This window comes from Umezawaea sp. NPDC059074 (assembly GCF_042738955.1).
Lineage (GTDB): Bacteria > Actinomycetota > Actinomycetes > Mycobacteriales > Pseudonocardiaceae > Umezawaea.
The window spans coordinates 1-22,141 of record NZ_JBHYHC010000146.1; the positions used below are offsets into that span (position 1 = coordinate 1).

Consider the following 22,141-nt stretch of genomic DNA (forward strand, 5'->3'; position numbering starts at 1 on the left):
TGTCGCGCAACGCTCGACGCGCGTCCACTGTGGACGGGCGTGTCAGCGCCAGTCGTCCGTGACCTCGTGCACGGCGGCTTCCTCGGCGGACGCCGCGGACCCGTCGATGCCGACGTCCTGGGCGAACAGGTACGAGTCGCCCTTCCCGTCCTCGTCGGCCAGGACGAGCCTGCCCGCGCGCTCCGTGCCGACCTCGTCGTCGTACTGCTCGCCGTCCGTGTCGGACGCGTCGCCGATGTCGTCGCCGAGGGTGGAGGCGTCCTGGTCCGGGACCTCGCGGGCCAACCTGCCGTCGAGCGACTCGTGCCCGTCGTAGAAGCTGGACGGCTTCTCGGCGGGCGAGTAGCCCTCGTCCAGCACGTCCCCGACGCCGCGGTCCAGCAGCGTGTCCTCGGGTTCCAGCTGGTCCGACTCGCTGTCGATGTCGTCGCGCATGTCGACCTCCTTAGAGATCAAGACCCTACGCCGCCCGGTGCGGGCGGGCACGGCCACCCGCGCTGGTGGCCGTGGCCCACAGGTGCCCCCTAGCTGGTGACGGAGGCCGAGAAGTTGTCGACCGCCAGGCCGACACCGCCGTTCCACGGTTCGAAACCGGCCTGGATGCTCGTCAGGTACCACGACGTCGTGATCGCGCCGCGGGCGCGGACGTCGTTGACGAAGTCGAGCACGCTGAACGACCACGACGAGATGGCCGACGGGGCGACGTAGGAGATCACGTCGTTGGAGCCGTTGCTGCCTCGCCACACCTGCCAGGAGCGGCCACCGACGCTGGTGGTGCCGACGACGCCGCCGATGGGCTGGATCGAGCCCTGGCGGTTGAACCAGATCATGATCTCCACCTGGTTCACGCCGGTGGTCTTGGGCGTGGGGTCGAGCCAGATGTCGTAGGCCGCGTCGTACGTCCCGCCTGTGTACCGGTAGGTGATGGAGGAGGTGGCGGAGCGGATCCGGCTGACCTGCATCGGCAGGGTCGAGCCCGGCGAGCAGTTGCCGTAGTGGCAGCCCAGGAACACCGACGGGTACGACACGGGCGCGCCGTTGGTCGGGGCCGAGCCCTGCTGCGTGGTGATCCGGAACCCGGTCGAGGTGACGTTGAGGCACTGGGTCGCCGACGTGCCCCACCGGTTGTTCTGGACGACGTAGCGCCCCTGGATGGTGGTCGACCCGTACTGGTCGCACAGCGTCACGTCGGCCTGTGCCTGCCCGGCGGCGCCGACGACCGTGCCCGCGACGAGCAGGCAGGCCAACGCGAGGGCCCGCGTGGTGCTTCGCATCGAAGTCCTTCCGAAGATCCGCGGCGACGGAAGCGAAAGGGTTATGGGAGCGTTCCCAGGGTAACTCGCGGTGATCCCGCCCGCCGATCGGCTAGAAGACGTCCCGATGCGGTTCGCGAGCACGCACCTCGTCCAGGTCCGCCAGACGGCCCAACCCCTGCACGGGGCGGACCATCCGGTGGTTGTGGCGCAGCCGCTCGGAGTGCCGGTCGATCCACGCCCAGTACCCCGCGGTGAACGGGCACGCCCGCTCGCCGGTCCGCTTCCTCGGGTCGAACCAGCAGCCCCGGCAGTGGTCGGTCATCCGGTCGAGGTACGCGCCGCCGCTGAGGTAGGGCTTGGTCGCGATGAGGCCGCCGTCGGCGTGCTGGCTCATGCCCACGACGTTCACCGGCATGACCCACGGGAAGCCGTCGACGAAGGACGTGGTGAACCAGTCGTTGAGCGCGACCGGGTCGTAGCCGCGTTGCAGCGCGTGGTTGCCGAGCACCATCAGCCGCTGGATGTGGTGCACCCACCCGTGGTCGCGGACGCCCTCCAACGCCGTCCGCACGCAGGCGGCCCGCACCAGTGCCGGGCTCAGCGTCCGCCACCAGTCCGGCAGCGGCGTCGTGGCGCGGAACTCGTTGTGCCGCAAGTATTCCGGCCCGAGGTGCCAGTAGAGGTGCCACACGTACTCGCGCCACCCCAACACCTGCCGCACGAAGCCCTCGACGCTCGCCAACGGGGCATCGCCCGCGCGGTAGGCGTCCTCGGCCGCGCGGACGACCTCCAGCGGGTGCAGCAGGCCGTGGTTGAGCGGCACGGATAGCAGCGAGTGGGCCATCGTCGGGTCGCGGGTGAGCACGGCGTCCTCGTGCGGCCCGAAGTGCGGCAGCCGGTCGCGCACGAACACGTCGAGCGCGGCGAGGGCCTCCGCGCGCGTGATGGCGAACCAGCGCGGCCCGTCCACGCCCACCGTCGGCAGGTCCATCGCGTCCAGGTCGGCGCGGACCCCGGCGTCGACGTCGTCCTCCTCCGGCCACCACGGTCGGGGGACGTCGAGCTTCGCCCGTTTCGGCGGCGGCTCGCGGTTGTCCGCGTCGTGGTTCCACCGGCCGCCGACCGGGTCGCCTCCGTCGAGCAGCACGCCGAACCGGCGGCGCTGCTCGCGGTAGAAGTCCTCCATCCGGAACGTCGTGCGGTCCGCCGCCCAGTCGGTGAACTCCTGGCGCGGCAACGCGAACGCGGGCGTGGGCAGCACCTCGACGCCGAGCCGCCGCAGCAGCGCCTCCGCGGCGCGGGACCCCGGCTGGTAGGCCACCAGGGGACGGCCGAACTCGCGCACCGCGTCCGCGTACGTCTCGGTGCGGAGCACGGTCGCGCGGTCGCCGAGGTCGGCGGCGAGGTGCCGGATGCCGGACAGCACGAGGTGCAGCTTCTGCCGGTGGTACGGCTTGCGCCGCAAGGCCGCGGCGGACTCGACGAGCAGGACCTCGCCGGTGTGCTCGGTGCGGAAGTGCGGGCCGAGCTGGTCGCCGAACAGCAGCAGCGCGGTCACCGGGCGGCGCGCCGCAGGACGTTGTCGATCACGGCTCGACGCTAGAGCGGGTGTCGTCCGCTCGCACGACGGGCGGACGTCGTGAGCCGGTCGGCGAGCGCCACGACGAGGTCGCGCAGCTCGGCCGGTCGTTCGACGGCGAACGGCAGGTCCAGCGCCGCGAGCGCGGCGGGCAGCCAGTCGAGGCGTTCCACGCGCAGGTCGACGCGGGACCAGCCGTCCGCCCGGCCCTCCACCACCGCGACGCTCGCGGGCAGGCGGGCGTGGATCTGCTCGGCGGTCCCCTGGACCAGCAGGGTCACCTCGTGCCGGTGCGGGGCGGTGGCGAGCCCGGTCAGGACGCGCTCCACCGGGTCGATCCCGTCGGGCGGCTCGAACGAGCCGGGCAGCGTCCGCGCGCCCGAGATCCGGTCCAGCCGGAACGTCCGGTCCTCGCCGATCCCCGCGTCGACACCCGTCGCGTACCACCGGCCCGAGTGGGCGACGAGCCCGTACGGGTGCAGCACGCGGTCGCTGCGACGGCCGTCGGCGGCGGTGTAGCGGATCGAGACCGGCCGGTGGTGGCGCACCGCGTCGGCGATCGCGAGCAGGACCGCGCTGTCCGGCGCGGGCGGCTCGTCGGCGGGCGCGGAGAAGGCGAGGGTGCCGAGCACGGCGTCGAGCCTGCCGCGGAGCCGTTCGGGCAGCACCCGCCGGATCTTCGCCGTAGCCGTCCCGCTCGCCGTGCCGACCGCCGCCGTCAACCCCGCCCGCCGCCCCGCGACCAGGCCGAGCAGCACGGCGAGCGCCTCGTCGTCGCTCAACATCAGCGGCGGCATCCGGTAGCCGGGGGCCAGCCGGTAGCCGCCGTAACGGCCGCGCACCGACTCGACGGGCACGTCGACGTCGACGAGGTGGTCGACGTACCGCCGCACCGTGCGCTCGTCCACACCGAGCCGATCGGCGAGCTCGGCCACCGTCCGGACCCCGCCCGACTGGAGGAGTTCGAGCAGGGCGAGCACACGCGCGACGGGTTTCGACACACCCGGAAGTATCGCGCCAATACCGGGCGGATACTGCCCGGTATTCGTCCTAACGTGGTCCTACCAGCACCGATACAGCAGGAGTGGACCAGTGAACTTCGTTTCGATCCGCGTCATCACCGCCGACGTCGCCCGCCTCGTCGCGTTCTACGAGCGCGTCACCGGGGTCAAGGCGACCTGGGCGAACGACGACTTCGCCGAAATCACGACAACGACGGCCACCCTCGCCATCGCGAGCACCCGCACCGTCCCCCTGTTCGCCCCCGACTCGGCAGTCCCCGCCGAGAATCGCAGCGTCATCATCGAGTTTCTCGTCGACGACGTGGACAGCGTGCACCGCAACCTCACGACCGTCGTCGACACCTTCGTCACCGAACCCACCACAATGCCCTGGGGCAACCGAGCCCTCCTCTTCCGCGACCCGGACGGCAACCTGATCAACTTCTTCACCCCGGTAACCCCGGAGGCGATCAAGAAGTTCACCCGCTGACGATCCACCAGCCCCCCGGAGCACGGACCAATCGCCCTGCCGGGGAGGCTCGATGAGCGGGATCCTGGGAGTCCGGATCGAGCCCGCGGAAGGGAACTGGTCGGCGTGAAGATCGAGGAACTGGTGGAGAAGGCCCGCGACGTGATCACCGTGCGGCGGGTGTACTCGGAGCCCTACGAGCAGAACGGCACGACCGTGATCACCGCGGCCGTGATCGGCGGTGGTGGGGGAGTGGGCACGGGCAGGGGCGAGAAGGGCAAGGAAGGTGAGGGCGGTGGGTTCGGCGTGTCCGGCAGGCCGGTCGGCGCCTACGTGATCTCCGGCGGGCAGGTGTCGTGGCGTCCGGCGGTCGACGTGAACCGAGCGTTGACCGGACTCGCCGTCGTCGCCATCGCGTTCCTGGTCACCCGCGTTCAGATCGCCAGAGCGAAGGCCGACCACCGGTGACCGGGTGATCCGCGGGGGTCTTTCGGCGTTCCCCGATCCCGCGCCCGGCGAACCTTCGCCGCGACCCACCGCCTCCACGTGTCCACCCAGCCGTACCCGCTGGACCAAGCGGATGCCGCACTGGCGACCGTGGCCCACGAGGTCACGTCGAGCGCCGGGCGCAGCCGCTGGTCGAGGCCTCGTAGGTCGACGGTGGGGAGTCGCGCGTCCGGGCGCGTGCCGGGACGCGCGACTCCAGGCCTGCTCACCGGTGGGTGCTCGTCCCTGGGCGATTCTCCAAACGCGGGAGGTGAACGGGGAACATCTCTGTAGCCCTGTCCACTCGTGCGTTTAACGCGGGTCTTGTTCGATGGTGTCGAGCAGGAAGGGTGGGCATCGTGGACCTGAACACCGTGACCGAGGTGCTGGACGCGCGGGAGCGGCGGCCGTGGCTGCCCGGTGACGCGTGGTTGGCGGGTGGCACGTACCTGTTCTCCGAGCCGCAGCCGGGGCTGCGCAGGCTGGTCGACCTGAGCCGCACGGGGTGGACGCCGGTCCAGGTCCACGGGGACGGGTCGGTGGAGATCGCCGCCACCTGCACGGTCGTGGAGTTGGCGCGGTTCGAGTGCGCGGTGTCGGAGCTGGTCGTCCAGTGCTGTCGGGCGTTCCTGGCGTCGTTCAAGGTGTGGAACCTGGCCACGGTCGGCGGGAACCTGTGCAACGCGCTGCCCGCCGGGCCGATGATCTCGTTGACGGCCGCGCTGGACGGGAGTTGCCTGCTCGTGGCCCAGGACGGGACGGAACGGCGGGCCCTGGTGCGGGACTTCGTCGTCGGGCCTGGGGAGCACGTCCTGGCCGAGGGGGAGTTGCTGCGGTCGATCACGCTGCCCGCCAAGGCGCTGACCCGGCGCACGGCGTTCCGGCAGGTCTCGCTGTACGGGCTCGGGAGGTCCGGCGCGCTGGTGATCGGGACCGCGGGCGCGGAGTTCACGGTCACCGTCACGGCGTCGACCACGCGGCCGGTCCACCTCGTGTTCGCCGAGACGCCGTCGGAGGAAGACCTGCGTGCGGAGATCGACCGGGTCGCGGTGTGGTTCGACGACATCCACGGGCTGCCCGCGTGGCGGCGGCACATGACCTTGCGGCTGGCCGAGGAGATCCGGCGCGAGCTGGTGGGCGGATGAGGCTCCACGTCAACGAGCAGCCGGTCGACGCCGAGCCGCGGCCGGGGCAGTGCCTGCGCACGTACCTGCGGGAGCGGGGGATGTTCGGGGTCAAGAAGGGGTGCGACGCGGGGGACTGCGGGGCGTGCACGGTGCACGTGGACGGCGTGCCCGTGCACAGCTGCCTCTACCCGGCCGTGCGCGCCGAGGGCCGGCGGGTCACGACCGTCGAAGGGCTGGCGAAGGACGGTGAGCTGCACCCGGTGCAGCAGCGGTTCCTGGACGCCCAGGGGTTCCAGTGCGGGTTCTGCACGGCCGGGTTCCTGATGACGACGGTCGCGCTCGACGAGGTGGACGACCTGCCCCGCGCGTTCAAGGGGAACCTGTGCCGCTGCACCGGGTACCGGGCGATCGAGGACGCCGTGCGCGGGGTCAAGCACGTCGAGGACCCGGCGGCCGGTCGGGCCGTCGGCCGCAACCTGCCCGCTCCGGCGGGTCCGGAGGTGGTCACCGGGACCGCGCGGTACACGTTCGACCTCGACGTTCCGGGGGTGCTGCACCTCAAGCTGCTGCGCTCGCCGCACGCGCACGCCCGGATCACCGCGATCGACACCTCCGCCGCGCTCGCGGTGCCCGGCGTGCACCTGGTGCTGACCCACGAGGACGCGCCGGAGCGGCGGTTCTCCACCGCCCAGCACGAGATCGTGGAGGACGACCCCGCCGACACGCGGGTGTTCGACGACGTGGTCCGGCACGTCGGGCAGCGGGTCGCGGCCGTGGTCGCCGACACCGAGGCCGCCGCCGAGGAGGGGTGCCGGCGGATCGTCGTCGCCTACGACGTGCTGCCCGCGGTGGTCGACCCCGAGGACGCGCTGCGCCCCGGCGCTCCTGCCGTCCACCCGGCGGGCAACGTGGTGGCCGAGCTGCACGGTGAGGTCGGCGACGTCGAGGTGGGGTTCGCGCTGGCGGACGCGGTGTACGAGAACACCTTCCGGACGCAGCGGGTGCAGCACGCGAGCCTGGAGACGCACGGCGCGGTCGCGTGGTTCGAGGACGACACGGACCGGCTGGTGGTGCGGTCCAGCACCCAGACGCCGTTCCTCACGCGGCGGGCGTTGTGCGCGCTGTTCGACCTGCCCCAGGACCGGATCCGGGTGGTCGCGGGCCGGGTCGGCGGCGGGTTCGGCGGCAAGCAGGAGATGCTGGTCGAGGACGTCGTGGTGCTCGCCGCGCTGCGGCTGCGGCGGCCGGTGAAGCTGGAGTACACCCGCGCTGAGCAGTTCTTCGGGGCCACGACCCGGCACCCGTTCACGATCCACGCCAAGGCCGGGGCCACGCACGACGGCACGCTGACGGCGTTGGAGCTGCGGGTGGTCTCGAACACCGGCGCGTACGGCAACCACGGGCCGGGCGTGCTGTTCCACGGCTGCGCGGAGTCCGTGGCCGTGTACCGGTGCCCGAACAAGAAGGTCGACGGGTTCTCCGTCTACACCAACACCGTCCCGGCGGGAGCGTTCCGCGGCTACGGGCTCGGGCAGGTGGTGTTCGCGGTCGAGTCGGTGCTCGACGAGCTGGCGCACCTGCTCGGCCTCGACCCGCTGGTGGTGCGGGAGCGCAACGTGATCGGCCCGGACGACCCGATGATCACCGCCCACGGCGAGGAGGAGGAACTGCGCATCGCCAGCTACGGCCTCGACCAGTGCCTCGACGTGATCCGCGAGGCCAGGGCCGAGCCCTTCGCGCCCCCGTCGGAGGACTGGCTGGTGGGCGAGGGGTCGGCGCTGGCGATGATCGCGACCGCCCCGCCGCGCGGCCACTTCGCCGACGCCGCCGTGAGCCTGCTGCCCGACGGCACGTTCGACCTGGCGGTGGGCACGGCGGAGTTCGGCAACGGCACCACCACCGTGCACCGGCAGATCGCCGCGGGGGAGCTGGGGACCACCGCCGCGCGGTTCGCTGTGCGGCAGTCGGACACGGACGTCGTGCGGCACGACACCGGCGCGTTCGGCTCGACCGGCACGGTCGTGGCGGGCAAGGCCGTTCTCCGCGCGGCGAAAGCGTTGGCGGAGAACATCCTCGACTTCGCCACCGTCCACATCGGACTGGAGCGGTCGGCGTGCCGGTTGGTGGAGGACGCCGTGGAGTGCGACGGGCGTCGGGTGCTCCTCAAGGAACTCCACCAAGCCGCGGCGGCGGTCGGGCTGGCGCTCACGGCCGACGGCCACTTCGACGGCACGCCGCGATCGGTGGCGTTCAACGCCCAGTGGTTCCGTGTCGCGGTGCACCCCGGCACCGGGGAGATCCGGATCCTGCGCAGCGTCCACGCGGCCGACGCGGGTGAGGTGATGAACCCGATGCAGTGCCGCGGCCAAGTCGAGGGCGGCATCGCGCAGGCGCTCGGGGCGGCCCTGTACGAGAACGTCCGGGTGGACGAGCGGGGCGAGGTGACCACGGCGGCGTTCCGCCAGTACCGGCTGCCCGCGTTCGCCGACGTGCCGCGCACCGAGGTGCGGTTCATGGAGACCACCGACGCGATCGGCCCGCTGGGGGCGAAGTCGATGAGCGAGAGCCCGTTCAACCCGGTCGCGCCCGCGTTGACCAACGCCCTGCGCGCCGCCACCGGCGTCCGGTTCACCGAGCTGCCGCTGACCGCCGACCGGGTGTGGCTCGCGCTGGAGGAGGCACGAACCGCGTAAGCGGAACACAAGACCCGTTCGCGCCGCATCTGAGGAATACTGGACCTCGACGAGCGGGGGTCGACGATGCGCCCAACCAGGGTCGCCGCGCTGCTGGACCTGCACCAACCGGGACGGTCCACGCGGTCCATCGAGGCCTCTGCCGGCGTGTCACGCCTGGCGCGCTGGCTCGACTCGACCGCACCCGACCAGCCGACCGAACCGGCCGAGGTGGACCTGGTGTGCCGGGTCGCGTCGGCGATCGACGTGCCGGTGTCGATGGTGTCGCGGGCGTTCACCGGCACCTGGTACGACCTCAACGGCTGGGAGTGGAACCACTTCCGCCCAGGCGACCGGGTGGTCGTGTTCAGCGCACCCGACCCGCTCACCACCACCCGCCACGCCACCAAGGGCCTGGTCCTCGCGGTGGACCCGCTCGACGTCATCTACGTGCAGTTCGACGACGGCACGAAGTACAGCCGGATGCCGGAGACCGAGGGCACCATCGCCCACCTCTCCGGCGACTGCCACTGCGTCACGACCTGACACCAAGGCCCGCGGCGCACCGGTTCCTCGATCCGGCGGTGCGCCGCGGGCCTGTCGTCTTGCGCGCTTCTTAGCCGAAGGTGAAGTCGTAGGCCTGGACGCTGCCGCTGAACGTCAGTTCCACGGTCTGCCGCTTCTGGTCGGTCTCGGTGACGAGCGTGTACAGGTTGGGTGTGCCCGAGATCGTGACGCTCTTGGTCGGGCCCCCGTTCACGCTGACCTTGACCGCTCCCTGACCTGACAGCACGAGGTTGAGGGTGCGGGCCTGGTAGTTCAGACGCATCGACGACCCCTCGGCAGGAGTGGCTTTCTCGTAGTCGACCGCCCACATGCCGTTGAGTGCGAGCTTGTCGTCCGGGAGCGACGTCGGGAACGAGTACGCCTTCGGCTGGTCGTCCTCGACGGTCCCGCCGACTAGGGCCTTCTCGATGTCGTTGGCGCCCAGGTAGGTCTCCGACGTCATGCCCGCGGCGTCCGGGGTGGTGTCGGCCAGGGTGGTGGAGGGCGGGAGCTTGACCGAGGGGTTGGCTTCGGTGAGCAGGGTGCGGATGAAGCCTTCGGTGCGGTCGTATTCGCCTTCGCCGAGTTTGATGTTGCGGACGGTGCCGGTGGCGTCGATGAGGTAGCGGGCGGGCCAGTAGCGGTTGCGGTATTGGGTGAAGGTGCTGGTCTGGTTGTCCAGGCCCACGGGGTACTGGATGTTCTCCTTGGTGATCGCGTCGGCGACGTTGTCGGCGTCGCGTTCGAAGGTGAACTCGGGGGTGTGGATGCCGATGACCTGCAGTCCGGCGTCGCGGTAGGTGCGGTCCCAGTCGGTGATGTGCGGAAGGGTGCGCTGGCAGTTGACGCAGGCGTAGGCCCAGAAGTCGACCAGGGTGACTTTGCCTTTGAGTTGGGCGATGGTGGTGCCGGGGGAGTTGAACCACTGCTGGATGTTCTTGAACTCCGGCGCCGGCCCGCAGTCCTGCAACTGCGAGGCTTGGTTGGTGGTGCAGTTGGAGAGTGCGGAGTTCTCCTTGTTGGTCAGCCCGGACAGTGCGGGCTGGAAGGCCTGGTTGTTCTCCACCTTGTCCTGCAACGATTGTGTGTAGTTCGGGACGGCGCGCTGGATCAGGTCGGTGACGTTGAAGAACAACGCGAACGCCAACAGGACCATGACCACGCCGCCGACGCGGCGGACGGTGGTCTGGTTGCGGCGCACCCAGCTGATCCGCTCACTCACCCGGCGGCCCGCCAACGCGAACAGCAGCAGGGGGAGTGCTGCGCCGATGGCGAAGGAGATGGTGAGGGCGATGGTGTCCCAGCCGATGTTGCCGGTGGCGCTGGCGACGGTGATGGCGGCGAGTACGGGTCCGGCGCAGGGGACGTAGAGCAAGCCCAGGCCGAGGCCGAGGACGAAGCCGCCGCTGTTGGGGTTGACCTGTCGTTGGGGCAGGAACGCGAAGGGCTTTTCCAGGAGTTCCTCGAGTTTGGGGAAGATGAGTCCGAGGCCGACGAGGATCAGCACGACGACGCCGACGTTGCGCAGGATCGTGTTGGGCAGGCCGAGTGCGTTGATGAGCAGCGAGCCCAGCAGGGTGAAGATCACGAAGCTCAACACGAGCCCGGCGATCACCGCATACGGTCGTTTGCTGGTTTTGTGTTTGGTTTTGACCGCGACGGCGCCGTCTGGTGGCTCGTCTGGTTCGTTGCTGGTGGTTTTGCTGCCGCCTGCGAAGAAGACGACCGGCAGCACGGGCAGGATGCACGGCGAGATCCCGGTGATCAGGCCACCGAGCAGGCCGATGAGCACGAGTGTCAGCACCGGGAGCACCTCCAGATTGGCCGCGGTTCCGCAGATGCGGGTTCAGCGCGGCATTCAAGTGGCATTCGCGGATCATGAGTTTTCGGTTCACCGTGTCTGCGGATCGATCCGATCAACGGTCTGCTGCGAACGTCCAGGTGGAAGCTCTGGTTTTTGGCCCGATTCAGGAGTGGTGACATGGCAGGCAGCACGGTGGTCGTGACCGACAAGAGCTTCACCGAGGACGTCTTGGCGAGCGAGAAGCCGGTGTTGGTCGACTTCTGGGCGACCTGGTGCGGCCCGTGCAAGAAGGTGGCCCCGGTGCTGGAGGAGATCGCCGCCGAGCACCCCGAGAAGATCACCGTCGCGAAGGTCGACATCGACGCCAACCCCGGCATCGCGGGGGACTACCAGATCATGTCGATCCCGACCATGATCCTCTTCCAGGGTGGCAAGCCGGTGAAGCAGTTCGTCGGCGCGAAGACGAAGGCCGCCCTGCTGAACGACCTGTCCGAGGTGCTCGCCTGACCAGCGGCGGCCGTGGCCGACAACTGGGTCAGCGGCCCAGATCGACCACCGTCAGCGACTCCACGTCCGAGACGTACCGCCCGCCCTTGACGTCTCCGGGGACGACGAGGCGCGGACGCGTCAACGGCTTGCGGTCTTCCTCGTAGGCCACCAGCACCTTCGTGCCCGCGAACTCGGCGTCGATCTCACCCCACGACACGACCGCCTGGTAGCCGTCCGTGGCCGCCGCGAGCACCGCGAAGCGCAGCTTGTCGTTCTTCACCGCGGGGTCGAACGACGGCCGAGCGGCGTTCAGCACGTCGATCAGCAGCGCACCCCGGTACGAGTGGTGCTGCGTGCCCTGACCGGACTCGAACCGCACCCAGGCGTGCTGCGCCGGAAAACGGCGGAGCGCTTGACCGTCCAGCGACAACGGGTTTCCGACCGCGCCGCCCACCGCGACCGGTGCGGTGGTCGTCGCTTGCGCGGACACCGGTTCGGCGGGTGCGGCGGAACCCGCGACGGGGAGTGCGACGATCGCGGCGACCACGGTGAGGAGCACGGACACGCGGAGGCGGGCTGACGAGAGCTGCGACTTCATGCGCTCCAACCTAGGACCGACGTCCCGCGGTCGCCAGGAGCGGATGTGTGCCCGCGCCTGGTTGATCCGGTCAGGGGCGCCGCTGCGAACACCCTGTCATGGACACCCTGCCGTGGGCCGCCCCTGACCGGTGGACGACGTACCTGGACGCCCCCGTCGACTTCCCTCGCCCCGTGGACCTGGATGACCACGTGGTGTTCGGGCTGAGTCGGGAGATGGTGGTCCGCCACGGTCAGGGCCGGGTGGCGGTTGCCGTCGCGGGACAGGAGCCGGACCTGTCGTGGACGGTGGCGGCGGCGGTGCGGACGTACTGGCAGCACACCGGGCGCCTGCCTGGACTTCCCGACGCTCGCGACCCGAAGACGGGCTGGAGGAAGGTCGCACGCTGGGAGGACGTCGCTCGGCAGCGCCCGGTGTGGTGGTCGCCGCCGAGCGGTCTGCGAGCCGACGAGGTGACCTCGGCGCTGGCCGAGGCTCTGGGAGCACCTGTTCCCCGTGGTCGGAATCCCACCGAGTGGGTGTGCGACCTGCTTCTCGTGCGAGCGGTGCCGGTGCTCGTCCTGGCAGGCCTGCACGCTGTCGTCGCGCCCTCGGATCTGCCCGCGGTGGTGTCGCACCTCGTCGACCGGACCCGCACCCTGCTGGTTCTCGTCGAACCCGACCCGGATCGCGTCCTGTTCCACGGCGGGAACGGTCGTGAACTGGCCTCCCGCACGGCGCTGACCAGGTTGTCGCCGCCCACCCTCGCGAAGGTCCTACCCTTTCCCGCTCGGCGAGCCTGACCGATCCGCGGGAGGGCGTGCCGGGACTTTCAGCGCGAGCAGGGCGGTGTCGTCACTGGCCGACCCCCTGCTGTGGGCGGACAGCACCTGTCCGAGGTGGTCGACGATCTGCTGCGCGCTCAGGGTGGCGCACTCGGCCAATGCCGCGGCCAGCCCTTCCTCCTCGAAGAACGGGCCCGCGGGCGACGTGGCGGTCGCGGGAGCACGGCACTCGGTGGCGCCGTCGGTGTAGAGCAGCATCGCGTCACCGGGTCCGAGCCGGAACCTCACGTCGGTGAGGTCGACCCCGTCCAGGATGCCCAACAGCGAGCCGGCGACGCCGATCTGCTGCACGCGCCCATTCGCACGGCGGATCAACCCCGGCAGATGGCCTCCGAGGCAGAGGCGCCCGGCCACTCCGGTGTCGGTGACGCGGAACGTGGCCTGCACCGCGGTGAGGAACCGCCGCGGGCCGGGCTGGTCGAGCATCGCGGTGTTCAACCGCCGCAGCACGGCGGCGGGGGAGAGGTGGTGGCCGGTGTCGGCGCGCACGGTGTAACGGGCCAGCGCCGTGACCTTCGCGGCTTCCACGCCCTTGCCGCACACGTCGCCGAGCACGGCGGACCACCACGCGCCCTTGGCGTGGAACAGGTCGTAGAAGTCGCCCAACACCGAGTTGCCGCCCGCAGGCAGGTAGGACGCGGCGGCCTGGATGCCGGGCACGGTGGCGAGCACCGGTGGCAGCAGGCTCTCCTGCAGGCTGCGAGCCAGCTCGGTGGACGCCCGCTGCGAGGCCTGCGCGACGACCAGGCTCCGCCGCAGGTTGATCTCGTTGCTCACCGATCGGGCCAGCGTTTCCAACGTCGCCAACTCGCTCGGCGTCCAGTCGTGCGGGTCCTCGTCGATGACGCAGAGGCTGCCCAGCACCTCCCCGCCGGTGGACAGGATCGGATGCCCGGCCCAAGCGCCGATCCGCATCGGTCCGACCGAGGGGTGGTCGCGCGTGCGCGGGTCACGCGCGGCGTCGACCACGGCGAACCGGTCGGCCAACCCGATCACGTACGTGCAGAAGCTCTCCCCGACGGGCTTCTGCCGATCCTCGGGCGCGGTGGCGTCCACGCCGAGGCAGGACTTCCAGAACGACGTCGTGTCGTCGACCAGGGTGACGAAGGCCCGCGCGCATCCGGTCAGACCGGCGGCCAAGCCGACCAGGTCGTCGAACGCGGCCTCCGGTCCGGTGCCCAGCAGTCCGGTGGCACGCAGGTGGGTGAGCCGGACGGGGTCCGACAGAGCCGCGGGCAGCCCGTCCGCACGTAGCCCTGCCGGGTAGATCACCGTGGTCACGGCGACCGCACCTCGACCGAGCCACCGCGGGCCGGGAGAGCTGGATGTGGGAAACGCAGGGTGGGGAACACCAGATGACCCTAATCGCGCCCGCCGCGACGACCCAGCCCTGGTGGGAAAGTGGCGAGTCCGCTCACCACAGTGGCCCCTGGGCTCAGTGAGGCAGACGGGCAACGGTGCCGAGGAGTGCGTTCCCAAGCTGCTACACGCCACCCCGGTAGCTTCCGGAGAGAACGACCGTCAGCTGTTCCTTCGCGTTCGGCTCAAGAGAATAGGTTCCCTCATCGATCACGATGAGGTCGACGTAGCCGTACGCCCCGGCGATCTGGTTGAGAAACTCCACCCGCTCCTCGTCTTCGTCGCCGAGGTCGCTGATGGGGTTTTCCCACAACCTCCGCAAAAGTTCCACATGACCGACATGCTGCTTGGTCATGAACCGAAGATGGAGTCGGACCTCGGGGTGGTCCGCCCACGGACTGTTCTGATTTGCCGCAGTCTCCGATGAAATGAATTCCGACACGAATCCTCCACGGGCGGGTAGAATGGCGCAGCAGTCGGGATTTTCGGATACTCACATTCCCGCCGACGATCCCATCCTGCTCCTGGGCGTCACTCGGAGGTGAGTTCCTCGAGTTGCTCGGCGGCGGTGACGTTTCCCTGGTCGGCCAAGCGCCGCAGCTCCTCCAGGTCTTCCCGTTCGGTCGCGAGCTCGATCAACTGGTCGGCGGCCGTGGGGTTGCCCTGGTCGGCGAGCCGTCGCAGTTCGGCCATGTCACCGAGTTCGCCCGCGAGTTGGACGAGTTCGTCCAGCGCGTCCTCGTCGCCGTTGTCGGCGAGTTCCCGCAACGCGGACATGTCGGAGTCGGTCATGGTGGACGCCTTCCGGTGGACTGCGAACGAGTGGCCCGTGCGCGACTCGGGAGGTCACCGAGCGGTGGTGGTTTCCTGGAAGTGTTCGAGCGCCTCGCAATCGCACGAGCACAACACCTTCACCGCGGACCGGGACACCAGTGCCCACGACAGGCCTTGGGCTTCGATCCACTCGCGGGTGGCGGGGAAGGCGAACCGGTGGTCGCATTCCTTGTCCGCCAAGCGTTCCCGCAGGTGTGCCACCAAGGCGCGGCGGTCGTCCCGACTCAGGTCGAGCCGTTGGTCCGCGCGCCGCTTCCGGTCCGCGTAGAACTCGTCCCGGCGCGTGCGGGCGGCCTCGTCCGTCAGCCCTGCGGTGTGCAGTCGGGCTTCGAAGACCTTCACGCGGAATCGTTCGAGGGAGTGGATGGTGGTGAACTGGCCGTTGGTGGGCAGGACGGCGATCTCGTGTCCTTCCCGGTGGAAGTTCTCGTACACCTCGTCCAGCAGCACGTCGACCTCGACCGGGGTCGCCGGGCCCGCGTCCTCGAACCCCATCGCCTCGGCCGCCATCTCGGCCAGTCGGGGGTGTGGCCACAGCGGAACTAAGGCGTTGTCCTGGTCGTCGATCTCCAGCAACCCGGTCTCGAAGTCCCACGCCCACACCGTTGAACTGACGGCGACGGCGCTGAAGAAGTACTCGTCACGCTCGGATCGGCTGCCCGCCCACAAGCGCTGAGCCTCGTCCTCCGACAGCGGAGGAATCGTGGTCATCGGGTCCGTGCTCCTCGTCGCTCGCGGGTGTCGACGGGGAAGCCTAACCGGCCGGCAGCGACGAACTCCGCCGAGTCGGCTTGCTCGGTCCGTTCATGACAGGTACGACCAGCGGCATGGGAGTGCTTTCAGTCAGGTAGATCCGCAGTTGTGCGTTGTGTCGCCTGGTTCGACGAGTTGAACTTGCCGACAACGAGGTGCTCGCAGAGGCGGTGAAGTGTCTGCGCTGCCTCCGTGATCGTGCACCTGAGGTCCATCGTGAAGCGTGTGATCGAGCTGCGATCCCGACCAAGGTGAATGGTGAGAACTTTGAGGCTTGTCAGACAAGGACTTTCGCGTTTTCGCGACCTCGCTCTCGTTGTCGGTCTGACGTGTGGCGGGTTGACTGCCTTGGCCGTGCCCGCGTTCGCCGCGCCAGGAAGTATCATGGCGCCCTTCGACATCGGGCAGACGTGGACCATCTGCCGCGGGTACGGATACGCGTCCCACACCGGCACGTCGAACTACGGTATCGACCTGACCGGTGCGGGATGTAACAGCTCGGCGTCGGGCAGGAACGTTCGCGCACCCGCGGGTGGGACTGTCGCCTACTACCAGGCGGCCTATGGGAACCTGTGTGTCAACAAGAGTGGTGGCGGCAGCTACACCCTGACCCACATCGACAGTTCCGTCACCAGCGGTACGGTCACGGCCGGCCAGTCGGTCGGAACCGTCGCTCAACCCGGAGCAAGGGGCAACGCTGGCGTCGCCCACATCCACTTCCAGATGTGGTCGTCGCCGGGATGCTACGGCGATGCGGGAATCCCGTTCGACTCGGCTCACGGCACGCGCATCTGCGGTGCGCCTGATCTGGCGGCGAGTGGCCCCAACGGCTACAACAACGGAACGTGGAGCGGGACATCGTTCACCGGTCAGGCCTGTGACGGTACCTCTGCGTCAAACGGCTCGTACATCGTCGCCAGCGACACCGGGCGCGTATACGTCATGGCGGGTGGGTCGCCGATGTACGTGTCGGGTTGGGGGGCGGTCGGCGGACCCCACGCGATCAACGGCACCTTCACTCAGACGCAGATCGACGCAATGCCCCGATACCCTGCCGATGGCACAGCGATCAGGAACTACGGCACGGGCACGATCTACGTCGTGGCTGGTGGATTCGGATTCGCGGTGACGAGCCTGGCCAACATACCCAACACGAGTTGGGTCGACATCGACGGCTCGGCAGTAGCGCAACTCCGTTCGCAGCCGGGCGACGGCACCGTCATCCGCGATTACCCGACGGGGAGCATCTACGTGGTGAGTGGCGGTGCGGCGATGGCGGTGACGAGTCTGGCCAACATCCCGTACACCAGCTGGACGAATGTCGACGGGTGGGCGATCACGCATCAGTTGCGGCAGTACCCGACCGACGGCTCCGCGATCGTGGACCACAGCACCGGCACGGTGTACCTGATCGCCGGTGGCGCACCGATGACCGTGGTGAGCTTCGACAACATCCCCTCGATCACATCGCTGGCCTACGTCGATCATTGGGTGCTCGCGAACCAGCTACGCCGGTACCCGACGGACGGCACGGTAGTCCGTGATTACCTCGGCGGGGGCATCCACGTGGTCGCCGGTGGTGCGGCGTTGGGCATTGCGAGCCTGGCGAACGTTCCGTACACCTCCTGGATCAATGTCGACAACTGGGGGATCACGCACGACCTCCGCGGCTACCCGTCGGACGGCACCTACGTCCGCGACTACACGACAGGCAAGGTGTATGTCGTCCAAGGCGGAGCCACTGCCTATCTGCCGAGTTGGGGCCCGGCGGGGCCGCAACCTTTTGTCGATGTCGACCCCTGGACGCTGAGCAATCAACTCCACGCTACCGGGTGACGCTTTGGTGGAGAGGGCATCCATCGGCTGACACCCGCTCGTCGGCATGACCGTGTGGTGGGTCAGGTGGCTGAGGCCATGTAGGCGGCGAGGATGTAGTTGGGGTGGCGGTCGAAGTTTTTCGGGCGCGGTCGTAGCGCATGGTTGTTCTGGGGTCGGCGTGGCGTGCGGCGATCTGGACGTCGCGGAGGTCGACCCCGGCGTCGAGCACGGTGGTGACGTAGTTGTGCCGCAGCAGATGCGGGTGCAGGTTCGGTAGCCGCACGATGGCGGACTCAGCCAAGCGGTGCAGGCGACAGCGCAGTGCCGGTCCATCCGGCGCCGTCGCCGGTTGAGCAGTACGGGCCTGCCATCCGGTCGGCGACGGCCTGGTTCGCTGCTCGTCCGACCGCAGGGGGCAGCGGGACAAGCACCTCCTTGCCGCCTTTGCCGTGGACCAACAAGACGCGGTGCCCGTGTTCCTCACCGACGTCCTCCACATCCGCCTGACCTGCCTCCAAGACTCGGAGTCCAAGCAAGCCGAGCATCGCGACCAGAGCGAGGTCGAAGGGGTTGTCCGATTCCCGCGCGGCGTCGAGTACGGCTTCGAACCGCAGGTGAGCGAGCCGAGTACCGATGACGCGGTTGGAGCCCATAGTGGCCGGGTCGGGTGGTCGTGCGGTGGTGGTGGCGGTGCACCGCTTGGGTGGGGTCGGCAAAAGCACCTTGGTTGCCCGGTTCGCCGAGTTGCACGCCGGGCGGTTTTCACCGGTGTGGTGGGTGACCGCGGATTCGCGAGCGGCGGTCGAGGCGGGAGTGGGGGAGTTGGCCGCCGCGTTGGCGCCAGAGGCGGCGATGCTGCCGTCCAAGCAATGTGTGAAACTGGGTGTGCGGTGGCTGTCGACCCAGGATGACTGGCTGCTGGTGCTGGACAATGTGACCAGTCCTGGGGATGTGGCAGGGTTGTTGGGTCGGGTGCGGACAGGCACCGTGGTGAGCACCAGTCGTCAACGCCTGGGCTGGCGGACGCTGGAGACAGTACCGCTGGATGTGCTGTCCGAGCGCGAGGCGGTGGAGTTGCTGACACGGTTGGTGCGGTCGGAGTGGCCGGAGGCCGACCTGGACGGTGGGGACCGATTGTGTGCGGAATTGGGATGGTTGCCGTTGGCAGTGGAGCAGACGGGTGCCTATCTCGCTCAGAACTGCGTCACCCCCACGGCCTACCTCGATCTGCTAGCGCGGTTTCCGGCGCGGATGTTCGCCGCGATAGCGGAGGGCGGTGACGCGCAACGCGCAATGGCGAGGGTCTGGCACGTCACCCTCGATCGCCTGGCGAACACTCCTGCGGCAGGGAGGGTACTGCCGCAGTTGGCGTGGTACGCGCCGGGCGGGATCCCCAGGGTGCTACTGGGCGAGTTGGCCCCGGAATCAGAGTTGTTCGAGGCGCCGGGCCGGTTGGCCGCCTACAGCATGATCACCCTGACCGCAGACGACGACTCGAGGGCTCCGACCATCCGGACACACTGTCCTCGCGGCACAATCTGGCAGGCGTCTACGAGTCGGCGGGTGATCTGGGTCGGCTGATCCCGTTGTTCGAGGCGACCCTCGCTGACCGCGAGCGAGTGCTGGGTTCTGGTCACCCCACAACCAGAACAATCCGATCAAACCTGGGCAAAGCAAAGTCGATCTGAAGCTGTGCCCTCCCGGTTGCCACGAACTTGGCCCGTCGATCACTTTCACGACCGCACTTCCAGTGCATCACAGGAAACGGGGCGTTCCCAAGCGAGGCAGGTATGTCGGGACGAGGTCGCCCGTCACCCGTCCCCCCTCGCCGTGAGGACTTTCGTCGTTTCCAGGTCGGCCGGGCACGCACCGGGTTAGCTTGGGCGCATGGGGAACACTACTTTTCGCAGGCCATCGGCCCGCGTCACCGCCGTGATCATCGCGGTGGTCGCGTACTTCGTCCTGGCCTTCCGGATAGCCGAGTCGCGGACGGGCTGACCCGCGACGTTCTCACAGGGTTGCTCGGCGGTCTGATGGTGGGGCTGGTGTTCCAGACCTGGCGGCTGGCGGTGGTCCTGAGGCCGGATGGCGTGCTCGTGCGCAACTCGTGGCGTGACCGGTTCCTGCCGTGGGACGAGATCAGGGGCATCGACCGTGAGTCGGGCCGCATTCAGCGCGTGTCGTTCCTGATGACCGACGGCCGGGTTGTGCCGTGCGACGCGATGCGTGGGTGGGCCTCCGCTGACGAGCCGCACGCGAAGGCGCTCGTTGAGGCAGTCAACGCTCGCCTTGCGGCACAAGAACAACAGGCTGGCTAGTCGTCAGCCAGGCCCCAAGGATGGCGGTCCGACTCCGCGTATCGGCAGGAGTGGACATCGACCCGCGCGCACGGCGGACCACGGGTTGGGGATGTGACATCTCATCTCCTGCGATCGCCGTGGCACCCTCGTGGCGGCCCGCCTACCTGCTGCGCCAACAGCGCACGCCGAAGCCGACACCGAACTCCGAGCACTACGGTCGAGCACCTGATTGCCGCCCGTGCTCAGCGGTCCGGCCGAGCCGAGCATGACCGACGTCACCGGGAAGGCCGACGTTCGTATGGCGAGGAGCTCCCGACCGTAGGATTTTTGTGTGGCAAGGAGTCTGCTGTTCACGTACGTGTTCTCGCTCAGGAACGTCCCCCGCAGCGTTAGTCTCGGCAGGTTTGGTGAAGGCGGGGTACACCTCGAGTTCCGCAGGCTGCCGTCGGTCGTCCACACCGAGATCGACTGCTTGACCGTGGTCTACGACCACGTCGACCTGGTGACCCGATGGCGCACCAAGGAAGCAGGCTCGACGAAGTGGCGCTCACCGCGTCGGAGTCGCTTGATCTCCTGCTGTACTGGGTCGACCACTGCGGCCGCCTGTCCACGTCCGTGGCACCGCCTGCACCTGTCGCGGACGGTAGTGAGGACGCCTGGTCTTGACGATTACCTGATCGAACTACCCCTCAAGCGTGTTCGGTGGCCGGAACAGCGGATCACCACTCACCCGAACGGGTCGATCTGGTGGCGAACGAGCCGGACGTTGGAGTCCGAAGCCGGTCCTCCTGCTCGCCTGTGAGGGGTACACCGTCTCCGACGACGCACACGAACTCGGCGTGCCCAGGTCGGTCACCTGCCCGGTACCAGGACTTGTCGGGCGTGCTCTGTCGCATTCATCTGAAGTCACGGCAAGTCATCGAGTGACCGCGCGTCGAGGACGTGTGGTCACTCGATCAGATACTTGTGGATTGTCGCGGGGCTGTGAGGGTTCGAACCGTCCGCGTGGGGCGTTCGTCTCCGCGCAACGGGGTAGGGGAGTTCGCAGGTCGCAGGGGTGCCTTCGCGCTCCTGCATCAGGTGCGGGGCGTTGTTCGTGGTCGCGGTGCTGGGGGTGACGTCCGTTTAGGCGACCACGGCCGACCAGTGTCCGCGGCACCGCGACCACGTGATTCGCGCGAACTGGCGCTCGTGGGAGTCCGGCTCCGCCAGTCGCGCATCTGACCGGATGCGAAGCGGGGATTCGTCCTCGGACGACGGGGTAACCGTCCACTATGGTCAGCATCGGGTACTTCCTGTCCAGCGAGGAGTTCAGGCCGCGTGAGCTGGTCCGCCAGGCGAAGTGGGCGGAGGAAGCCGGGTTCGAGCGGTTGTGGATCTCCGACCACTTCCACCCGTGGAACGGTGAGCAGGGGCAGAGCCCGTTCGTGTGGTCGGTGATCGGCGCGCTGTCGGAGGCGACGCGGCTGCCGATCACGACCGCGGTGACCTGTCCGACCGTGCGGATCCACCCCGCGATCATCGCCCAGGCCGCTGCCACGGCGGCGGTTCAGTGCGAAGGGCGGTTCACCCTCGGCGTCGGCTCCGGCGAGGCGCTCAACGAGCACATCTTCGGTGACGCGTGGCCGCCCGCGCCGGTGCGGCTGGAGATGCTGGAGGAGGCCGTCGAGGTCATTCGGGCGCTGCACACCGGCAACGAGGTCGACCACCACGGCAAGCACTACACCGTGGAGAACGCGCGGATCTACACGCTGCCGGAACAGCCGGTGCCGATCTACGTCTCGGCGTTCGGGCCGAAGGCTGCCGAGGTGGCCGCTCGGATCGGGGACGGGCTGTGCAGCACCAAGCCCGACGGCGACCTGATCGAGCAGTACCGCGAAGCCGGTGGCAAGGGGCCTGCCCAGGGCGGGTTCAAGGTCTGCCACGCCGCGACCGAGGCGCAGGGCGTGGAGACGGCGTTGCGGGTGTGGCCCAACGAGCACCTGCCCGGCGAACTCGCCTAGGTGCTGCCGACGCCGCGGCACTTCGAGCAGGCGTCGAGCCTGGTCACCGAGCAGATGGTGGCCGACGCGCTGCCGACCGGGCCGGATCCGAAGCGCTACCTCGAGAGCGTCCGCGAGTACGTGGACGCGGGCTACGACGAGGTGTACGTGCAGCAGATCGGCCCTGATCAGGAGGCGTTCTTCGAGTTCTGGCAGCGGGACGTCGCCCCGCACCTGCGATGAT

At 69.1% G+C, this 22,141-nt stretch carries 26 protein-coding genes; 14 read left to right on the forward strand and 12 right to left on the reverse strand.

Going from position 1 to position 22,141, the window contains the following annotated elements:
• Window positions 1-42 precede the first annotated feature (42 nt).
• The 4 genes from ACFWW9_RS39160 to ACFWW9_RS39175 form a co-directional block, all read right to left on the reverse strand.
• Window positions 43-435 carry a DUF5709 domain-containing protein gene (locus ACFWW9_RS39160; RefSeq protein ID WP_390387622.1) on the reverse strand — a complete coding sequence of 131 codons (393 nt, stop codon included), beginning with the start codon at window positions 433-435 and terminating at the stop codon, window positions 43-45.
• Window positions 436-524: 89 nt separating this feature from the next.
• Window positions 525-1,274, reverse strand: coding sequence for a glycoside hydrolase (locus tag ACFWW9_RS39165; RefSeq protein ID WP_390387623.1), 750 nt, complete (start codon window positions 1,272-1,274; stop codon window positions 525-527).
• A 91-nt stretch (window positions 1,275-1,365) separates the two neighbouring features.
• Entirely contained in the window at window positions 1,366-2,814 is a 1,449-nt protein-coding gene (locus ACFWW9_RS39170; RefSeq protein WP_390387625.1) for a cryptochrome/photolyase family protein, read from the reverse strand.
• 41 nt (window positions 2,815-2,855) lie between these two features.
• Window positions 2,856-3,836 (reverse strand): helix-turn-helix transcriptional regulator, encoded by a 981-nt coding sequence (locus tag ACFWW9_RS39175; RefSeq protein WP_390387626.1) that lies wholly within the window; start codon window positions 3,834-3,836, stop codon window positions 2,856-2,858.
• Between the two features lie 91 nt (window positions 3,837-3,927).
• On the opposite strand from ACFWW9_RS39175, the gene ACFWW9_RS39180 reads away from it, so the two are divergent.
• From ACFWW9_RS39180 to ACFWW9_RS39200, 5 genes are all read left to right on the forward strand, one after another.
• Window positions 3,928-4,326: a VOC family protein gene (locus ACFWW9_RS39180; RefSeq protein WP_390387627.1), complete on the forward strand. Its 399-nt coding sequence runs from the start codon at window positions 3,928-3,930 to the stop codon at window positions 4,324-4,326.
• Window positions 4,327-4,431: 105 nt separating this feature from the next.
• Entirely contained in the window at window positions 4,432-4,773 is a 342-nt protein-coding gene (locus tag ACFWW9_RS39185) for a sporulation protein (protein ID WP_390387629.1), read from the forward strand.
• Between the two features lie 377 nt (window positions 4,774-5,150).
• Window positions 5,151-5,936, forward strand: a complete 786-nt coding sequence (locus tag ACFWW9_RS39190; protein ID WP_390387630.1) for an FAD binding domain-containing protein — start codon at window positions 5,151-5,153, stop codon at window positions 5,934-5,936.
• On the forward strand, window positions 5,933-8,611 hold the full coding sequence (locus ACFWW9_RS39195) for a molybdopterin-dependent oxidoreductase (RefSeq protein ID WP_390387632.1): 2,679 nt from the start codon (window positions 5,933-5,935) through the stop codon (window positions 8,609-8,611). Before ACFWW9_RS39190 ends, ACFWW9_RS39195 begins: the two co-directional genes overlap by 4 nt.
• Before the next feature lie 66 nt (window positions 8,612-8,677).
• Window positions 8,678-9,136 carry a hypothetical protein gene (locus ACFWW9_RS39200; protein WP_390387633.1) on the forward strand — a complete coding sequence of 153 codons (459 nt, stop codon included), beginning with the start codon at window positions 8,678-8,680 and terminating at the stop codon, window positions 9,134-9,136.
• Window positions 9,137-9,206: 70 nt separating this feature from the next.
• On the opposite strand, the gene ACFWW9_RS39205 is transcribed toward ACFWW9_RS39200, so the two are convergent.
• Window positions 9,207-10,928 carry a cytochrome c biogenesis protein CcdA gene (locus ACFWW9_RS39205; RefSeq protein WP_390387634.1) on the reverse strand — a complete coding sequence of 574 codons (1,722 nt, stop codon included), beginning with the start codon at window positions 10,926-10,928 and terminating at the stop codon, window positions 9,207-9,209.
• Between the two features lie 189 nt (window positions 10,929-11,117).
• Here ACFWW9_RS39205 and trxA point away from each other — a divergent pair, with 189 nt between their 5' ends.
• Window positions 11,118-11,447 (forward strand): thioredoxin, encoded by a 330-nt coding sequence (gene trxA, locus ACFWW9_RS39210; protein WP_390387636.1) that lies wholly within the window; start codon window positions 11,118-11,120, stop codon window positions 11,445-11,447.
• Between the two features lie 28 nt (window positions 11,448-11,475).
• Here trxA and ACFWW9_RS39215 read toward each other — a convergent pair whose 3' ends face one another.
• Window positions 11,476-12,027 carry a hypothetical protein gene (locus tag ACFWW9_RS39215; protein WP_390387637.1) on the reverse strand — a complete coding sequence of 184 codons (552 nt, stop codon included), beginning with the start codon at window positions 12,025-12,027 and terminating at the stop codon, window positions 11,476-11,478.
• Between the two features lie 98 nt (window positions 12,028-12,125).
• On the opposite strand from ACFWW9_RS39215, the gene ACFWW9_RS39220 reads away from it, so the two are divergent.
• Complete coding sequence (locus ACFWW9_RS39220; RefSeq protein ID WP_390387638.1) at window positions 12,126-12,809, forward strand: hypothetical protein; 684 nt, start codon at window positions 12,126-12,128, stop codon at window positions 12,807-12,809.
• Here ACFWW9_RS39220 and ACFWW9_RS39225 read toward each other — a convergent pair.
• The 4 genes from ACFWW9_RS39225 to ACFWW9_RS39240 form a co-directional block, all read right to left on the reverse strand.
• Window positions 12,783-14,132: a PP2C family protein-serine/threonine phosphatase gene (locus ACFWW9_RS39225; protein WP_390387639.1), complete on the reverse strand. Its 1,350-nt coding sequence runs from the start codon at window positions 14,130-14,132 to the stop codon at window positions 12,783-12,785. The two genes, ACFWW9_RS39220 and ACFWW9_RS39225, sit on opposite strands and share 27 nt — an antisense overlap.
• A 202-nt stretch (window positions 14,133-14,334) precedes the next feature.
• Window positions 14,335-14,565, reverse strand: a complete 231-nt coding sequence (locus tag ACFWW9_RS39230; protein WP_390387640.1) for a hypothetical protein — start codon at window positions 14,563-14,565, stop codon at window positions 14,335-14,337.
• 176 nt (window positions 14,566-14,741) lie between these two features.
• Entirely contained in the window at window positions 14,742-15,002 is a 261-nt protein-coding gene (locus ACFWW9_RS39235; protein ID WP_390387642.1) for a hypothetical protein, read from the reverse strand.
• Between the two features lie 54 nt (window positions 15,003-15,056).
• Window positions 15,057-15,755, reverse strand: coding sequence for a DUF2750 domain-containing protein (locus ACFWW9_RS39240; protein WP_390387644.1), 699 nt, complete (start codon window positions 15,753-15,755; stop codon window positions 15,057-15,059).
• A gap of 426 nt (window positions 15,756-16,181) precedes the next feature.
• On the opposite strand from ACFWW9_RS39240, the gene ACFWW9_RS39245 reads away from it, so the two are divergent.
• Window positions 16,182-17,633 carry a peptidoglycan DD-metalloendopeptidase family protein gene (locus tag ACFWW9_RS39245; RefSeq protein WP_390387646.1) on the forward strand — a complete coding sequence of 484 codons (1,452 nt, stop codon included), beginning with the start codon at window positions 16,182-16,184 and terminating at the stop codon, window positions 17,631-17,633.
• Here the strand turns inward: ACFWW9_RS39245 and ACFWW9_RS39250 are convergent.
• Both ACFWW9_RS39250 and ACFWW9_RS39255 read right to left on the reverse strand, forming a co-directional pair.
• Window positions 17,623-17,898 (reverse strand): site-specific integrase, encoded by a 276-nt coding sequence (locus ACFWW9_RS39250; protein WP_390387654.1) that lies wholly within the window; start codon window positions 17,896-17,898, stop codon window positions 17,623-17,625. The genes ACFWW9_RS39245 and ACFWW9_RS39250 overlap by 11 nt on opposite strands.
• Before the next feature lie 10 nt (window positions 17,899-17,908).
• Window positions 17,909-18,268: a hypothetical protein gene (locus ACFWW9_RS39255; protein WP_390387657.1), complete on the reverse strand. Its 360-nt coding sequence runs from the start codon at window positions 18,266-18,268 to the stop codon at window positions 17,909-17,911.
• Window positions 18,269-18,293: 25 nt separating this feature from the next.
• On the opposite strand from ACFWW9_RS39255, the gene ACFWW9_RS39260 reads away from it, so the two are divergent.
• The 6 genes from ACFWW9_RS39260 to ACFWW9_RS39285 all read left to right on the forward strand — a co-directional run bounded on the left by ACFWW9_RS39260 (window position 18,294) and on the right by ACFWW9_RS39285 (window position 22,140).
• Complete coding sequence (locus ACFWW9_RS39260; protein ID WP_390387658.1) at window positions 18,294-19,196, forward strand: hypothetical protein; 903 nt, start codon at window positions 18,294-18,296, stop codon at window positions 19,194-19,196.
• Complete coding sequence (locus tag ACFWW9_RS39265) at window positions 19,184-19,303, forward strand: hypothetical protein (RefSeq protein ID WP_390387656.1); 120 nt, start codon at window positions 19,184-19,186, stop codon at window positions 19,301-19,303. Before ACFWW9_RS39260 ends, ACFWW9_RS39265 begins: the two co-directional genes overlap by 13 nt.
• 357 nt (window positions 19,304-19,660) lie before the next feature.
• Window positions 19,661-19,933 (forward strand): PH domain-containing protein, encoded by a 273-nt coding sequence (locus tag ACFWW9_RS39270; protein WP_390387647.1) that lies wholly within the window; start codon window positions 19,661-19,663, stop codon window positions 19,931-19,933.
• A 492-nt stretch (window positions 19,934-20,425) separates the two neighbouring features.
• A complete protein-coding gene (locus tag ACFWW9_RS39275) occupies window positions 20,426-20,581 on the forward strand; it encodes a hypothetical protein (protein WP_390387649.1) in 156 nt (51 codons plus the stop codon).
• 608 nt (window positions 20,582-21,189) lie between these two features.
• A complete protein-coding gene (locus ACFWW9_RS39280; protein WP_390387650.1) occupies window positions 21,190-21,918 on the forward strand; it encodes a TIGR03557 family F420-dependent LLM class oxidoreductase in 729 nt (242 codons plus the stop codon).
• A complete protein-coding gene (locus ACFWW9_RS39285; protein WP_390387652.1) occupies window positions 21,919-22,140 on the forward strand; it encodes a hypothetical protein in 222 nt (73 codons plus the stop codon). It begins immediately after the preceding gene.
• The last annotated feature ends 1 nt before the right edge of the window (window position 22,141 follow it).

Bases quoted from the DNA above. Each gene is read 5' to 3' on its own strand.
- ACFWW9_RS39220 (WP_390387638.1), top strand. From the start codon at position 12,126: ATGGACACCCTGCCGTGGGCCGCCCCTGACCGGTGGACGACGTACCTG.
- ACFWW9_RS39230 (WP_390387640.1), bottom strand. From the start codon at position 14,565: ATGACCAAGCAGCATGTCGGTCATGTGGAACTTTTGCGGAGGTTGTGG.
- ACFWW9_RS39195 (WP_390387632.1), top strand. From the start codon at position 5,933: ATGAGGCTCCACGTCAACGAGCAGCCGGTCGACGCCGAGCCGCGGCCG.
- ACFWW9_RS39280 (WP_390387650.1), top strand. From the start codon at position 21,190: ATGGTCAGCATCGGGTACTTCCTGTCCAGCGAGGAGTTCAGGCCGCGT.
- trxA (WP_390387636.1), top strand. From the start codon at position 11,118: ATGGCAGGCAGCACGGTGGTCGTGACCGACAAGAGCTTCACCGAGGAC.
- ACFWW9_RS39275 (WP_390387649.1), top strand. From the start codon at position 20,426: ATGGCGCACCAAGGAAGCAGGCTCGACGAAGTGGCGCTCACCGCGTCG.
- ACFWW9_RS39255 (WP_390387657.1), bottom strand. From the start codon at position 18,268: ATGGGCTCCAACCGCGTCATCGGTACTCGGCTCGCTCACCTGCGGTTC.
- ACFWW9_RS39245 (WP_390387646.1), top strand. From the start codon at position 16,182: ATGGCGCCCTTCGACATCGGGCAGACGTGGACCATCTGCCGCGGGTAC.
- ACFWW9_RS39160 (WP_390387622.1), bottom strand. From the start codon at position 435: ATGCGCGACGACATCGACAGCGAGTCGGACCAGCTGGAACCCGAGGAC.
- ACFWW9_RS39215 (WP_390387637.1), bottom strand. From the start codon at position 12,027: ATGAAGTCGCAGCTCTCGTCAGCCCGCCTCCGCGTGTCCGTGCTCCTC.
- ACFWW9_RS39165 (WP_390387623.1), bottom strand. From the start codon at position 1,274: ATGCGAAGCACCACGCGGGCCCTCGCGTTGGCCTGCCTGCTCGTCGCG.
- ACFWW9_RS39240 (WP_390387644.1), bottom strand. From the start codon at position 15,755: ATGACCACGATTCCTCCGCTGTCGGAGGACGAGGCTCAGCGCTTGTGG.
- ACFWW9_RS39235 (WP_390387642.1), bottom strand. From the start codon at position 15,002: ATGACCGACTCCGACATGTCCGCGTTGCGGGAACTCGCCGACAACGGC.
- ACFWW9_RS39200 (WP_390387633.1), top strand. From the start codon at position 8,678: ATGCGCCCAACCAGGGTCGCCGCGCTGCTGGACCTGCACCAACCGGGA.